Origin of the sequence: Arthrobacter antibioticus (genome assembly GCF_030063205.1) — a bacterium.
Taxonomy (GTDB): Bacteria; Actinomycetota; Actinomycetes; order Actinomycetales; family Micrococcaceae; genus Specibacter.
The window spans coordinates 207,660-223,194 of sequence record NZ_JASISQ010000005.1 but is presented as its reverse complement, the minus strand read 5'-3'; the positions used below and the strand labels follow the sequence as shown (position 1 = coordinate 223,194).

Annotated in this window: 9 protein-coding genes and 1 tRNA gene; 6 read left to right on the top strand and 4 right to left on the bottom strand. The window is 57.7% G+C overall.

Annotation, left to right across the window (positions count from 1 at the left end; genetic code table 11):
* The first annotated feature begins 359 nt into the window (after window positions 1–359).
* The gene (locus tag QMG40_RS12580; RefSeq protein ID WP_283531397.1) at window positions 360–5,120 is read left to right on the top strand and encodes an ExeM/NucH family extracellular endonuclease; all 4,761 of its coding nucleotides are present in this window, start codon (window positions 360–362) and stop codon (window positions 5,118–5,120) included.
* Between the two features lie 97 nt (window positions 5,121–5,217).
* On the opposite strand, the gene QMG40_RS12575 is transcribed toward QMG40_RS12580, so the two are convergent.
* Window positions 5,218–7,161: an FAD/NAD(P)-binding protein gene (locus tag QMG40_RS12575; RefSeq protein ID WP_283531396.1), complete on the bottom strand. Its 1,944-nt coding sequence runs from the start codon at window positions 7,159–7,161 to the stop codon at window positions 5,218–5,220.
* Window positions 7,162–7,259: 98 nt separating this feature from the next.
* Here QMG40_RS12575 and QMG40_RS12570 point away from each other — a divergent pair, with 98 nt between their 5' ends.
* The 5 genes from QMG40_RS12570 (at window position 7,260) to QMG40_RS12550 (ending at window position 11,626) form a co-directional block, all read left to right on the top strand.
* Complete coding sequence (locus tag QMG40_RS12570; RefSeq protein ID WP_283531395.1) at window positions 7,260–9,410, top strand: prolyl oligopeptidase family serine peptidase; 2,151 nt, start codon at window positions 7,260–7,262, stop codon at window positions 9,408–9,410.
* 91 nt (window positions 9,411–9,501) lie between these two features.
* Window positions 9,502–9,590, top strand: a tRNA-Ser gene (locus tag QMG40_RS12565).
* Window positions 9,591–9,783: 193 nt separating this feature from the next.
* Window positions 9,784–10,455 carry a FadR/GntR family transcriptional regulator gene (locus QMG40_RS12560; RefSeq protein WP_283531394.1) on the top strand — a complete coding sequence of 224 codons (672 nt, stop codon included), beginning with the start codon at window positions 9,784–9,786 and terminating at the stop codon, window positions 10,453–10,455.
* 71 nt (window positions 10,456–10,526) lie between these two features.
* Entirely contained in the window at window positions 10,527–10,889 is a 363-nt protein-coding gene (locus tag QMG40_RS12555) for a PadR family transcriptional regulator (protein ID WP_283531393.1), read from the top strand.
* A complete protein-coding gene (locus tag QMG40_RS12550) occupies window positions 10,886–11,626 on the top strand; it encodes a hypothetical protein (RefSeq protein ID WP_283531392.1) in 741 nt (246 codons plus the stop codon). Before QMG40_RS12555 ends, QMG40_RS12550 begins: the two co-directional genes overlap by 4 nt.
* A gap of 74 nt (window positions 11,627–11,700) precedes the next feature.
* Here the strand turns inward: QMG40_RS12550 and QMG40_RS12545 are convergent, their stop codons facing one another.
* From QMG40_RS12545 to QMG40_RS12535, 3 genes are all read right to left on the bottom strand, one after another.
* Complete coding sequence (locus QMG40_RS12545; protein WP_283531391.1) at window positions 11,701–12,684, bottom strand: ABC transporter substrate-binding protein; 984 nt, start codon at window positions 12,682–12,684, stop codon at window positions 11,701–11,703.
* 66 nt (window positions 12,685–12,750) lie between these two features.
* Window positions 12,751–13,773 carry an ABC transporter permease gene (locus QMG40_RS12540; RefSeq protein WP_283531390.1) on the bottom strand — a complete coding sequence of 341 codons (1,023 nt, stop codon included), beginning with the start codon at window positions 13,771–13,773 and terminating at the stop codon, window positions 12,751–12,753.
* Window positions 13,773–15,338, bottom strand: a complete 1,566-nt coding sequence (locus QMG40_RS12535; RefSeq protein ID WP_283531389.1) for a sugar ABC transporter ATP-binding protein — start codon at window positions 15,336–15,338, stop codon at window positions 13,773–13,775. The genes QMG40_RS12540 and QMG40_RS12535 overlap by 1 nt, the downstream gene beginning before the upstream one ends.
* Window positions 15,339–15,535: the final 197 nt, after the last annotated feature.

Sequence of the window (15,535 nt, the reverse complement as noted above, 5' to 3'; positions counted from 1 at the left end):
TCTTCATGAGATTGCTTCCCTTTTTCTTTATCTGGTACGCGCCCGCCGCCCCGTCTGAGGACCCGGCCCGAGGAGCCCCAATCACGTCCTAGCCCAAAGGTCAGGCAATCGAACACTGGCTCATTTAACCCCTGGGCAAACTCACGTTCGTTGACAATCACAACCAATTCCTAACAACCATGCAGGGTTTACTTGACCGCAAGGTTCCGTTCATGACTGACTCACCTCTATGTGTTTAGCTCAAACACGTTCCTGCAGGATTGGTCGGGGGATTAGTTCGCATTTTTTCCTTAATCGAGAACTGAGGTTCATCATCACTCATGGCACAAGGACGTGCCGCACTTTCGAGAGTTGGAGACATGACGAGCAATACCCTTATCAAGGCAGGATTGGGCGCCCTCCTGGCGTTTGGTCTAGCCGCGGCACCATTGGCAATCTCACCCGCTATGGCTACTGGTGAACCTGCAAGCCCTGACAGCACGACGTCGGAGCTTAAGCCAAGCGAGCCCCTCCCCTCAGCCGGCCCTTCGGCAGAGCCACCGGCCGCAGCCGCCGCCCTATCCGCCACCGCACCTGCTGTGGTGATCAACGAGGCATATCTCAATGGCGGCAGTACCAACGCCGTCTATAAAAATAAGTTCGTTGAACTGTACAACCCCACCGAGGCGGATATCAGCCTTGACGGCTGGTCGTTGCAGTACCGTTCAGCAACGGGAACAGTGGCGCCTACCGGCCTCACTGCGCTTTCCGGGACCATCAAGGCCAATGATTACTACCTGATCAAAGGTAACTCCAACGCAGACGCCGGCAGGGAATTGCCCGCCGTTGATTCAGACTCCAGCAGCTTTGCCTTCTCCGGTAAGGGTGGCACGCTGATCCTCTCCGACAAGGCTGAGAAACTGCCGGCTGATCTTGCCACCGGCTCGCTGATTGACGTTGCCAACGTAGTGGATCTTTTGGGCTATGGACTCTCCAACACCTTTGAGACCGCGGCAGCCCCGACAGCCAGCGTCACCACATCGTTAAACCGCACCACCTTCGCCGACACAGACAACAACACGGCTGACTTCAGCAAACAAGATCCCAGCCCCACAGGTACGCAGGGCGGCAGTGAACCACTCCCGGAACCCGATGACTCCGGGTCCAAGACCATCGCCGAGATCCAGGGCGAAGGCGCCAAGAGCCCATTGGAAGGCACCAATGTCACCACCAAGGGCATAGTCACCGCGGCTTACCCCACCGGCGGCTTCAGCGGCTACTTCATCCAGACCCCCGGCACCGGCGGTGACCTTGATCTGGCCACCCACAAGGCTTCCGAGGCCGTGTTCGTTTACTCTCCTGCCACTGTTGGTTCAGTGAAAGTTGGTGACTACGTAAAAGTTACTGGCCTCGTCAAGGAATTTGGAGGTGCCAAAGACGCCAACACAACAACGGAGATCGATGTCCCCGACGGCGGTATGACACCGCTGACCGAAGCTGCGGTAGCCGTCAAGGCCGCAGTCATTGCGGTTCCGGCTACTGATACCGGACGTGAAACCCTCGAAGGCATGCTGGTGGCCCCGCAGGGCGAGTTCACCATTACCGACAACTACTCCCTCAACAACTACGGCGAACTGGGCCTGGCCACGGGAACCACAGCGTTGGTTCAGCCCACAGCCGTGGCTCCTTTTGGATCCTCTGCTTACGAGGCCACGGTTGCCGAGAATGCTGCCCGATCCATCAGGCTCGACGACGGAGCCAGTACGGGTTTCCTGAAATCTCCTGGCTCCTCATCGCCACTTCCGTGGCTCAGCCAAGCCACCCCCATGCGGGTTGGCTCCACGTCTGAATTCATTGCTCCTGTCATTTTTGACAATCGCAACAACGCCTATAAATTCCAGCCGCTGGAGGCCCTTACCCCCGAAAATGCGGGTACCGTGCAGCCCATCGCGTTCGGCAACACCCGTGCAGCCGCACCAATCGCCGTTGGCGGTAACTTGAAAGTTGCCTCGTTCAATGTGCAGAACTACTTCCCCACCACGGGCGATCAAAACCCTAGCTGCCAGTTCTACTCAGATCGGGATGGAAACAACATCTCAGTCCGGACGGGCTGCCCGCAGCGCGGTGCCGCAGACGCGGCGAACCTCAAACGGCAACAAGACAAGATCGTTGCCGGAATCACCGCTTCCGGAGCCGATGTTCTTTCCCTGGAAGAAGTGGAAAACTCCGCCAAGTTCTCCAAGGACCGCGACAACGCCATGTCCCTGTTGGTTGCAGCCCTGAATGAAAAGACTCCGGATACGTGGGCCTTCGCCAAGTCTCCGGCCACACGCCCCGCATTAGCTAACGAAGATGTCATCCGCACCGGGTTCATTTATAAGAAAAACGTTGCCGTACCCGTCGGTGACTCAGTGATCTTGGACGATGCGGCTTTCACGGGTGTGGCCCGCCAACCGCTGGCTCAGTCCTTCAAGCTGATCGGAGCCGCTGACTCCACCAAGCTCCTGTTGATTGTCAACCACTTCAAGTCCAAGGGTTCCGCCCTTCCAGGCGATAACGATGAGGGCCAAGGAAACTCCAACAAGGCACGTACCGCACAGGCCACGGCCTTGGTAAAGTTTTCCACCGACTTGCAGCAGGTGCAGGAAACCAACAAGGTGCTGCTGATGGGTGACTTCAATGCCTACGGTTTTGAAGATCCCATCATGGTCATGAAAGATGCCGGCTATGTGGGCCAGAACTCTAAAACGGGCAAGCACTCCTACAGCTACGGTGGCATGGTTGGCTCGCTGGATCACATCTTGGCCTCTCCTGCCGCTAATTCACTTATCACAGGCGCCGATATCTGGAACATCAACTCTGCCGAATCTGTCGCCATGGGCTACAGCCGGTACAACACCAATATCACCAACTTCTACACACCGGATCAGTTCTCCGCCTCCGACCACGATCCCGTGCTGGTAGGCCTGAACATGTCCATGCAGCCGGTGGGCACCAAGGAAATCAACTTGTTGAACATCAACGATTTCCATGGCCGCATCGATAAAAACACTGTGAAGTTTGCCGGTACGGTGGAGCAACTGCGCGCGGCCTCAGGCGATGCCAACACAGCATTTCTAGCGGCCGGTGACAACATAGGTGCCAGCTTGTTCGCTTCTGCCTCACAGGAAGACAAGCCCACAATCGATGTGCTGAACGCGCTGGGACTTGACGCATCCGCCGTCGGAAATCATGAGTTCGACAAGGGCTATACCGATCTTGACGGGCGCGTAACCGAGGCCGCCAAGTGGAACTACCTGGGCGCGAATGTGTACGCCAAGGGCACCACTACACCGGTGCTTGATGAGTACAAGATCATCACCGTGAACGGTGTGAAGGTGGCTGTCATTGGGGCCATTACGCAAGAAACGCCCACCTTGGTGACTCCAGCGGGGATCTCCCAGCTGGAGTTCGGAGATCCTGTTGAGGCTGTGAACCGTGTGGCCAAGAAGATCGCCGACGGCAAGCTCGCCGATGTCATCGTGGCCGAATTCCACGAGGGCGCAGGCATGGGAACACCCGACGGCGCAACCTTTGAAGAGGAAGTTGCCGGCGGTGGCGCATTCGCCAACATCGTCAATAACACCAGTCCGCTGGTCAACGCCATCTTCACCGGCCACACGCACAAACAGTACGCGTGGGACGCACCCATCCCGGGCGTTTCAGCTGATGCAGCCCTGAAAACCCGCCCCATCCTCCAAACCGGGAGCTACGGGGAGAACATTGGCCAGGTTCAGCTGTTCGTAGATGCGCAGACCAATGCGGTGACCGCCTACACGCAGCAGATCGTTCCCCGCACCACAGAGGACGATGCCGCTCTCGCGGCCGAGTTCCCGCGAGTGAAAGAAGTCCAGGCCATTGTTAACAAGGCTTTGGCTGACGCCAAGGTTGCAGGCAGCGTTCCTGTAGGCGAGATCACCGCCGACATCACCACGGCGCAGACCCTCGATCCTGTCACCGGCAAGTACTCCCGTGACGACCGTGCCAGCGAATCCGCACTGGGCAACCTGGTGGGCAACGCCCTCTTGGAGGCACTCAAGGCGGAGCAAACCGGCGGAGCTGAGATCGGCGTCGTCAATCCAGGCGGGCTCCGCGCGGATCTGCTGTACAAGAACGAGGGCGTTGCCGACGGCGTTATCAGTTACGGCAATGCCAACGCCGTGCTTCCGTTCGTGAACAATCTGTACACAACCTCCCTCACCGGAGCCCAGGTGAAGACCATGCTGGAGCAGCAGTGGCAGACCAACGCTGACGGCACCATCCCCAGCCGCCCGTTCCTGAACCTCGGCCTGTCCGACAATATGGACTACACCTACGATTCCACCCGTGAGCTCGGCGATCACATCACCTCCGTGGTCATCAACGGTGCACCGCTGGAACTTGAGCGTTCCTACCGTGTGGGCACGTTCGGCTTCCTGGTAACGGGCGGGGATAACTTCCGTGTGTTTAGCGACGGAGCCAACACCAAGGATTCCGGCCTCATTGACAGGGACGCTTGGATTGCCTACCTCAGCGAGAAGTCCATCACCGCACCCATTGCGCCGGACTTTTCCCGCCGCGGCGTGGACGTCATCGATGCCCCTGCCACAGTTAGCGCAGGTCAGAAGCTGAGCATTGGCCTGGCGAAGTTGGATCTGACCTCCCTGGGAGTGACCAAATCCACCAAGGTAACGTTGCGCTATGAGCCAGCTGGTAGTGGTGGCGGGACTGGTTTTGCAGTTCTGGCCGCAGCGGTGCTGCCGGCGGAGCTTGGCAGCTTCCCCGTGAGCGACGGCGCAGCGACGCTGAACTTTACGGTTCCGCAGGAGCTGAACGCCGGGCGCTTCACCATCACCACCGATGCCGGCACCTACGCACGGTTGCCGATCACCATCCCGGTGACCTCCGCCGCAGAAGTACCGACTACAGCACCTGCAAACCCGGGCGCTACGGCCGGTGCAAGCCCAGGCGCTGGTGCTGGCTCTGAAGCCGGCCCCAACGGCTCAGGTAATCTCGCCTCCACTGGAGCCACCGTGCTTCCGCTGGGTCTAGGCGCGCTTGTCTTGGTCGGTGCCGGTGTTGGGATTGCCGCTGCCTCCCGTCGCAAGGGGGCTCGCCGCTAGCTGTTCCGCGACCCGAGTGCGTGCCAAACTGGCGACGGCCTATGAAGTTTCATACGCCGTCGCCAGTTTGGCACGCCGCCACCTCCAGACACTTCTTTTAGCCGAGGATGTCCATGGCGATCGTCTCAGCATCGAGCACTGTCCGGTAGCCGCTGCGGTAAATCGCCGAGGCTTCGGCGGCGATCGCGGTGCCCCACTGTACGGAAGAGAGTTGTAGGCCCAGTACATACAACCCGGCCACGGGAACGCCCGTACCATCCAGGGGCCTGTAGGGCGGAGCCGAGACGTCCAACCCGCTGGTGGCAACAGCTTCACCGTCGGAAGCCAGCATGAGACGAGGGCGTGCCAAACCATCAGCCAACAGGTTTCGGAGCAGAATTGAACCGCTGTCCTGTACCTGATTGGCCGGTGCCAACGCCTCTACCAAGTACCGGGCTTCCCACGGGGGTGCAGCAACCCACGGCGAACCAACCGTAAACACTCCGTGCTGGATACGAAAGAGCGGATCGGGTCCGGCAAAGTGGACCACTCCGGCACGTACAAGCGCAGCCAACTGCTCCATGCGAACAGGCGGAGGACCACTGGCCAGCCCCTCAACGAAACCTTCAAACCAGCCGCGCAACTCCCCCAGCCACGAAGTTTCGGTAATGCCTCGGTCCGCCACCAGCGACTTGATGATGGCACGCCCGGCGTTCAAAGCCCCGATGGCCATTTTTACCGGATCGTCTTCACCGCGGGCGGAGCCAGCCGCATCGGCTGAAAGATACTCCAAAACCGCTGCATCCATCTGCTCATGAGAAGTGAAACGGTGACCAGCTCCAGGGCGACGCCTGTGCCGCGACAAAGGCCGAGCCAACGCCAACAAATCAAGGATATGTTCATCCTGCACGTGCGTTGCCAAAAGCTCCTTGAGCCGTTGCGGCCACCCGGGATCCCCGTCGTCCAACCCGGAATGCAGCAGCGCATCCAGCTCAGGTAACAGTTGCGCCGTGATGGCATCGGGGCTGGTCCGGGCCAGCGTTGTGTAGTAGGCCCAGAGGGCGTCGCGGTACAGCAGTGGCCAAATGTCATGGTCAAAACCGGCAGTTGCCCCCAGAGCCCGGATCGCAGCCACGGCATCTTCGCCCAAGAACCGCAGGGTAATACTGGCAGGATAGTGGCTCTCCAGCTCCGTTTTTGCCCGGTACGGAGTGCCCCGGCGCGAGGCCCCCACAATGACCGGCTCCTTGCCCGAAGCAACATAGTGCAGCGCGTCCCCGGCAGGCCTGCCTGTGGGCTCGAATGTTCCCCCGCGACCCTCCGTCAACTGACCCAGCACGTCAAAAAAGTTAAGTCCCATCCCGCGCACCAGCACAGTTTCACCGGCAGGAAGCTGAGCCCAGTCCACGTCATTGGGCACCGCCGGTGGCAGGTACGTCAGTCCGTGAACGCGGGCGTCGTCACGCAATTCGCGTTGGGCTGGGTTAAGTTTGGACTCCACATGTCCCAGCGCCAGCACCACCTGATCGGCACGCAGGCTGGTCCCGTTAAGAAGTACGACGGCGAACCCACCGTTTTCGTGGTCCCTGGCCACCCGCTTGGCTTCAGCACAATGGACGGTGAGTGTGACGCCGTCGGGCATAGCTTGAACTAGCTGCTCAAAACACCAGCTCAAGTAGCGCCCGTACAGTGCGCGGCTAGGGAAGTTCTTTACCCCAAGTGCGGCAAGTTCGGTTTCATCGTCCTCACTGAGCTTCTGCCACGGTGTACTCTGCTGGGCTAGCCGCCATTCGTTGAAGCTGCAGCCGGCCAACGGCGGGGCGCTCACTCCTTGATCCGTGATGAGTGTGGGGAAAAAGCTTGGCGTGTTCATCAGGTACAGGCGGGATTGTGCGGTGCGCCAAACATGCCCTGCACCGGGGGGAAACGGGTCTACAAGGTGGATATGCAGCGGCTGGGAGTCGGTATTTTTCCCATGGTGGGCCAGTAATCTTTCCATGACGGAAGTCCCGCGGGGTCCCGCCCCCACAATAACCACCGTCTGCGTGCCCAAAGATTCCACCCTTTGAGCTTAACTGATGCTCGCCCATTGGCCGGGCCACGCACGGTTGGCCAGAGAGCGCGGCGGGCCTCCCTGTGACGGTGCCTAGGATGGAGCTTATGACTGAAGCTGCCACACCCTTGAAAATTGCAGACCAACCCACGGATGAATTCCTGTGGCTTGAAGACATCCACGGCGACGATGCCATGGCTTGGGTCCGTAAGCGCAACGCTCGCACGGATGCCGCATTGGTAAACCCGGCCTATTCAGCGCTGGAGGCCTCGGTTCTTGAGGTGCTGGATTCGGTAGACAGGATTCCGATGGTGTCTAAGCGCGGGAACTGGTATTACAACTTTTGGCGCGACAAAACAAACCCACGCGGGCTCTGGCGCCGCACTACGTGGGAGAGCTATCTCAGTGCCACACCGCAGTGGCAGGTACTACTGGATATTGACGCGCTATGCGTAGCCGAAGACGCCCAGTGGCTCTGGGCCGGCGCTTCACTGCTGCGCCCGGCCCCAGGCGAGGAGTACCGCCATGCCATGATCGCCCTGTCCCCCGACGGGGGCGATGCGGTTGCCTACCGTGAGTTTGACCTTGCCACGAACACTTTTGTTCCCGACGGTTTCGTTTTGCCGCCGGCTAAGACAAGGCTGAGTTGGTTCGATATAGACACCCTGTATGTGGGTACCGATACAGGGAAGGGCTCCATGACCGCCTCCTCCTACCCTGCCGCCACACGGGTACTTCGCAGGGGCGAGTCGCTAACGGAGATGGCGGCACAACAGCCCATATTCGATGTTCCATTGACCCACCTCAGCGGTGGAGTCTCGCACAGCAGCACCCCCGGATATGAACGAGATGTTGCCCACGACGCCTTGGATTTCTACAATAGCCGCAGCTATCTGCGGGTTGGCGAGGATTGGGTGCACATCGATGTGCCCAATGACATGGCGCTCTCACTGCACCACCAGTGGCTGCTGCTGCGTCCGCGAACCACGTTCTGCGTCACCGGCGAAGAGTACGCACCCGGTACCCTGCTGGTCATTGAACTAGAAGCGTTTATGGCTGGCAACCGAGAATTTCACACCATCTTTGACCCGACTCCGGCGCAGTCGTTGCAGTCCTGGAGCTGGACCAAGGACTTTCTTCTGTTGAACTTATTATCTGATGTGTCCTCACAAATTTTAGTGGTTGACCCCGCCTCAGATTGGGCTGCAACCGAGTTGGACGCCTGTCCTGCCCTGCACTCTGTGGACGCTTACGCCGTCGACGACGAAGCCACCGCCGAGGGCAACGATTACTGGCTTCTCGCTTCCGGTTTCCTTACCCCATCCACCCTGTACCGCGGCACTGTTGATGCGCCCACCGGCGCTCAACCCATCGGGACTCAACCCACCGGCATCCAACCCATCGGCACTGCGGGTGAGCCGGCAATGCTGGTGCGGGCGGCGCCGTCGTTCTTCCATGCCGAAAAGTACACCGTAGAGCAGCACTTCGCCACCTCCGCTGACGGAACAGAAGTGCCCTACTTCCAAGTGGGCCCAAAGGAGCTCATGCTCGACGGCGCCAATCCAACCCTGCTCAGCGGCTACGGCGGGTTCGAGGTTTCACGCACACCCGCCTACAGCGGCGCCGTGGGACGCAGCTGGCTGGAGCGCGGCGGGGTGTTCGTGGTGGCCAACATCCGTGGCGGTGGCGAGTACGGACCCACCTGGCATACGGCAGCCCTGCAGGAAAACCGGCACCGGGCCTACGAGGATTTCGCCGCGGTTGCCCGCGATTTATCTGCACGCCAGGTCACCTCGCCATCGAGACTGGGATGCGCTGGCGGCAGCAATGGTGGGTTGCTTGTGGGAAATATGCTCACCGTGTATCCGGAACTATTTGGGGCAGTTTCCTGCGGTGTTCCGCTGTTGGACATGCGCCGTTACACGAAGCTTTCCGCGGGGGCCTCGTGGATCGCCGAATACGGCGACCCGGATGTGCCCCAGCAGTGGGAGTTCATCAAAACGTTCTCGCCGTATCACCTGTTGCGTGCCGATGTAACGTACCCGGCCACTTTCATTTGGACAGCCACATCGGATGACCGGGTGGGGCCAGTGCAGGCGAGGAAGATGGCCGCTCGGATGGAATCGATGAGCATTCCAGTATGGTTCCATGAAGCGCTAGAGGGCGGCCATGCCGGGGCTGGAAACAATAAGCAGGCCGCCAGGCTGCACACGGCCTCGCATGAATTTCTGTGGCGGGCGCTCAATGGCGGCCTCTAAACGAGGCGCCCCACCCTTCGTTTTGCTTTGCAGGGCCTTTACTGGGTAAAGTTTGGGATGCTGGTTAGGGGCTTCTACCCTAACCAGTGCTGGAGACGTGCCAGAGCGGCCGAATGGGCTTCACTGCTAATGAAGTGTGGGGGTTATACTCCACCGGGAGTTCAAATCTCCCCGTCTCCGCAGAGAAAATGCACCCCTCGATGTTTCATCGGAGGGTGCATTTCTGCGTTCCGGGCGTTTTACCCTGCATTGCCGCCCCACCCTCCTGCGTTGACGTTGGAGATAATGACATCTCTCAACGGCCGAACGTTTCCCCCTTCTCGAACCCGGCGGGGCACCCTTTTCGCAAACATCAGACCATTAGACTGTTGACATGGCCGTAACTGACGAAGCAATCACAAAAATCAAGGAAATGATCATCTCCGGCGAGCTTTGCGCCGGTGACAGGCTCCCTCCTGAGAAAGAACTAAGCGAAAAACTTGGGCTTTCCCGCAGCTCCTTGCGTGAAGCGGTTAAGGCATTGGAGATTATCCGGGTTTTGGATGTGCGTCGTGGCGATGGCACCTACGTGACTAGCCTGGAACCCCAGCTCCTCACGGAGGCCATGTCATTCATTGTTGACCTCCACCAGGATGAATCGATCTTGGATATCTTTGCCGTGCGGCGGATCTTGGAACCCGCCGCAGCAGCCATCGCCGCTGGGCGCATCACAGCCGCGCAAATCAGCGCGCTGCGAGCCACTATGGATAACATAGACGAGGAAACCAGCGTAGAGCAGCTCGTTGAACATGACCTGATTTTTCATCAGCTAATCACAGCGGCGGCCAACAACTCATACCTTGCCAGCGTCCTTGATGCGCTCTCCAGCAGCACTGTCCGCGCCCGCATTTGGCGGGGCCTGACCCAAGAGAAAGCCGTGGATCGCACGCTCTCTGAGCATGCCGCCATCATCGAGGCCCTTGAGCGCGGTGATGCAGAATTGGCCAAGTCCTTGCTGACGGTACACATTAGCGGCGTTGAGCATTGGCTCCGCCAAGCCCTCTGACCATTCCAATAACGGGTATTTTACCACCAACAGAGGTTGCCAGCCTAACTAGTTAGGCATACAATCTAGTTATGACGTTGATTTCGGCAGAACCCTGGCCCAGCGATTGGAACCGCGCATCCTTGGGACTGTGCGCCTTGCAAGCACTGCAGGGCGGCCCCACCTACGGTTACGCCATCATCACTGCACTAGAGGATGCGGGCCTGGGCACTTTCAAGGGTGGCACTCTGTATCCACTTTTAACCCGCTTTGAAACAGCCGGATGGGTAGATGTTCAATGGCGCCCCGGCGAAAGCGGCCCCGGGCGAAAGTACTTTTCGCTCACCGCTGCCGGCTTCACCGAGTTGAACCGTCAGCGCAGCCAGTGGCGCGCCTTCACCACAAGCACGACGGCGTTTCTCACCGCTACGCCCGATCCAGGAGACTCGCAATGACCAAGGAGCAGTCGATGAAGACCGGAACTCACAAAAAATGGCTCGAGAACTTCACACTTGAGCTCCGCCTGAATAATTTCTCCGGAGTAGCAACCGGCGATGCATTAGCCAGCGTCGAGGAATTCTTGGCTGATTCGCATCAGGACCCCGAGCAAGCCTTTGGCACACCGCGCGTCTATGCCGCCCAGCTTGCTAGCGAGAAACCAGCCCTCAGAATGCAAGGAATGAAGTCCGGCCTTGCCTTGTCAGCGGCTGGACTAGTGATCTTCCTAATTTTCTCTGCTGCATTAACACCGTGGATCGAGGGTGCCCAGCTGCTTCTGGGTGGACTGCAGATGGTCTGCTTCGCCGCTATGGGTACGTTAATACTCTTCCTGCCGTTGTGTCTACCATTTCTGGTTCGTAACCTTTGGGCCCTGATCGCGATTCCGCTCGTAGGGGGTGCCTCGGGAGTTCTTTCTGCCGTACTCACTCCACGCCAGACTCACGAAGCCCTACTAAGCCTCAACCCAGGTCTGGTGCTACTTGTTAGCGCCATACTTCTCATTGCGCTTTCAGGGCTTGGCACAGCACATAGTCTTAAAGCGGCACCGGACACAGTGAGAAAGCCTCTGGAAGCCGTCACTGACAAAGTGCCGTTGAAGGCCCGCTGGTTTGAAATTCTCACCCAGTGGCTGTTTCCGATTCTGGCACTTTTGCTGACCGGCCTGACGGTGCTGACCTCATCCTTGGCCTAGGGTCTACCTAAACAAAAACTGCCTTGTTGTGCACCGCTGGTCAGAAGTGTACAACAAGGCAGTTTTAGTGGTTTTTACTCGTACAGGTTCGCTGCAATGTCGGGATCAGCAATGTTGTTCTTGTCATACCAGTAGAAGCCAGTGTCAATGACTTTCTCAACCTTTTCGCCCTTGATGGCAGCAACGGCGGCCTTGACCGTCTCGTAGCCGATGCCCACGGGGTTCTGGGTGACGGCCCCGGCCATGAGGCCGTCCTTGATGGCATCCATCTGCGCCTTACCGGAGTCAAAACCAACGATCACTAGTTTGCCGGTCTTGTTCATCTCCTTGACAGCATTGACAACACCGATCGCTGCGCCTTCGTTGGTGCCGTACATGCCAGCCATGTTCGGGTTGGCGGTCATCATGGCCTTGGCAGCATCAGTGGACTTGGCCTGATCGCCGTCTGCGTACTGGATGTCAACGATCTTGATATCCGGGGCATTGGCCTTTAGGTAATCGACGAAGCCGTCGCGACGGTCAGTTCCTGACGTTGCCGTCTGGGAGTGGCCGATAATGCCAACCTCGCCCTTTTTGCCCAGTAGCTCGGCCATGTGTTTTGCCGCCTCGGCAGCAGCGGCCTTGTTGTCGGTAGAGGCCGTGGCCAACGGAATATCTGAATCGACGCCGGAGTCAAAAGCGATGACCGGGATGTTCTTGGCCTTGGCATCTTGCAGCACGCCTTCAGCAGCCTTGGAGTCCAAAGCGGCAAGTGCCAGAGCCTTGGGGTTTTTTGCCATGGCGTTGTTCAGCTGGTCCATCTGCTGCTGAACGTTGGTTTCCTTGTCGGGTCCTTCGAAGGAGATCTCGACGTCGAACTCTTTCGCTGCTTTCTCCGCACCCTGCTTCACTGACTGCCAGAACTGGTGCTGGAAGCCCTTGGAAACAATGGCGATGTACGGTTTGCCACCGTCGCTGGAGCCTCCACCGGCGGGAGCATTGGCTTCTGTGTCACAGGCGGCAAGGCCCAAGGACAGTGCCGCTACCGAGGCCAGGGCGAGAAATTTTCTTCTTTGCATGGGTCTAACTCCTTTGTAAAAACGCGTTGACTTGTTTGTTGCGGGGGGCACAGTATTTGAAGGAAGCTATTTCGCTGTTTTCTTACGCCGGACCATGTCCAGGTAGACGGCGAGGATAATGACCACCCCAACAGCGACCTGTTGCCATTCCTGTGGGATGGACATGATGGAGAGGCCATTGGTCAGCACTGACATGATCAGCGCACCAATGACGGTGCCGATGATTGAGCCTTTGCCGCCAGCCAGGGACGTGCCACCAATGACGACGGCTGCAATGGCCTGGAGTTCTAGACCCATGCCACCTGCGGGCTGGGCGGAGTTGAGACGGGCGGCAGCGATAACGCCGGCCAGCCCGGTGAAGGCACCAGCAAAGGTGTAGATCAAGACGGTCCACTTGGTGACGTTCACCCCTGAAAGAGCGGTGGCCTGTTCGTTGCTGCCTATTGAGTAGGTGTAACGACCAAGCACCGTCTTGGAGAGCATCACCCCTGCCACGATGGCTGCGGCAAACAGGATGAAGACAGCATTCGGGATGACAAGCCCTGGGATCGACTTACCGAGGGCAAAGATTGATTGGAAACCTGCAACCTCGTTGGTGTAGATCGGTTTCGTGCCTGATATGACAAGAGCCAAACCTGCTGCAACCATCATCATGGCCAGCGTGGCGATGAATGACGGGATCTTCAGCACTGCCACGAAAAAGCCGTTTGTACAACCAATCAGCGCACCAAATAACACTCCGCCGATCACACCCACAATCATGGGCAGACCGAGTTCTGTCATGAAATATGCCGTCATGACCGAACACAAGGTCATGCCTGTTCCGATGGAGAGATCAATGCCACCGGTGATGATGACAAACGTGGTTCCCAACGCCAGCAGGCCAGTAACAACTGTGGAGAGCAGGATGTTGGAAAGGTTTGCGGCCTGGAGGAAGTTCGAACTCGCCACGGAGAAGAACAATACCAACGCCAGCAGACTCGCAAATGCCAGCAGCTGCTGAAAGCTGGCCCGGATTCGGGTGTTGAGTTCCGATTTTTTATTGCTGGCAATCCGCAGAGACTGCGCATCTTCCTTAGTCAGGGTCATCAGTTTGCCGTGCTTTCTTGCTTCGAGGAGCGCTGCGCGCTGGAGGGTGGGAGAGGCGACAAGACGGAGCTTTCAATATTTGCAGTGGCCAACTCCATGATGTTTTCCTGGTTGGCTTCCACATTGGAGAGGAATCCGGTGAGCCGGCCCTCACTCATGACAGCAATTCGGTGTGAGAGTCGCAGCACCTCTGGCAGTTCCGAAGAGATCATGATGATCGATTTACCTTGAGCCACCAAGTCATTGAGAAGGACATAAATTTCTTCTTTAGCACCCACATCGATGCCACGTGTTGGTTCATCAAAAATTAGGATGTCGCAATCTTTGACTAACCATTTCGCGATGACGATCTTTTGTTGGTTACCACCGGAGAGATTTTTGGCCAGCTGCGCACTGGACGGGGTTTTGATACGTAGTTTCTCGATGTAAGTGGCAGAAGTTGACTTCATTGCCTTGTCATTGATTACACCCATGCGGGAGAACATCTTCAGTGAGCTCAGTCCAATGTTGTCTTTGACATCGCGCTCTAGCAAAAGGCCTAGGTGTTTGCGATCCTCGGAGAGATAGCCAAGGCCCATGCTGGCAGCTACTGCGGGATTGCCGATGGTCACCGCTTTGCCATTGAGTTCAATTGAGCCGGCGGTGATGCGGTCCGCTCCAACAATAGCCCGGGCCACTTCGGTTCGCCCTGCTCCCATCAATCCAGCAAAACCGAGAATCTCACCCTTGTGCAGATCAAAATTAATGTCCCGCAGGAAGTGTTTGGTTTCCAACCCTGTCACCTTCAGGACAACCTCGTCTGTGGGCACATGAGTTTCCGGTCTCTGGTTGCCGGAAATTTCACGGCCAACCATTAAGTTGATGACCTCACGCATCGTGGTCTTTGCTGTGTCCACGGTGTCGATGTACTCACCGTCCCGGATCACCGTTATGCGGTTGGAGATAGCCTTGAGTTCATCCATCCGGTGGGAGATGTAGATGACTCCGGTGTCTTCATTGGTGAAGTTGCGGATCAGGTCATGCAGGGTTGCCACTTCGGCATCATTCAATGCCGCAGTTGGCTCATCCATGATCAGGATGCGCGATTTGTAGGAGAGCGCCTTAGCGATCTCCACCATCTGCTGCTTGGCAACTGTGAGGTCACCAACACGTGCTTTAGGGTCAAGATCAATATTGATTTGGTTGAATAACAGGCGGGCCTTGCGATTCAGCGCACGCTCACTTAAGAACATTCCGCCCATGCGGGGTTCGCGACCGATGTAAATGTTCTGGGCCACAGTGAGGTCTTGCATCAAATTGAATTCCTGATGAATGATGCTGATGCCCAGTTCCTGAGCGTGCTTGGTGCCACTGATAACAACTGGTTCACCATCAATTTCAAAGCTGCCCGAATCCGGGACATAGATGCCGGAAAGCAGTTTCATGAGAGTGGACTTGCCCGCACCATTCTCACCGACAAGTGCAAGCACCTCGTTGTGGTGAAGATCCAACGCCATCTCGGAGAGGGCCTTGACCCCGGGAAAGCTCTTGTTCACCCCGGATATCCGAAGAAGTTTTTTACTCATAACACCCTCTCACCCTCATATATCAGCCATGACATCAGACCTCTCCTGGAGATCTAGTTCGTTGAGCAGAACCACTGCAGTGGAGCTCAAGCCATGATCTACAGCCCTATTCCACAACTTTGCAGAAGTGGCAGAGAATTCAACTTCCATCATGTTATGTTATCTGCGCCACGATTACACACTTTTTACCCAAATAC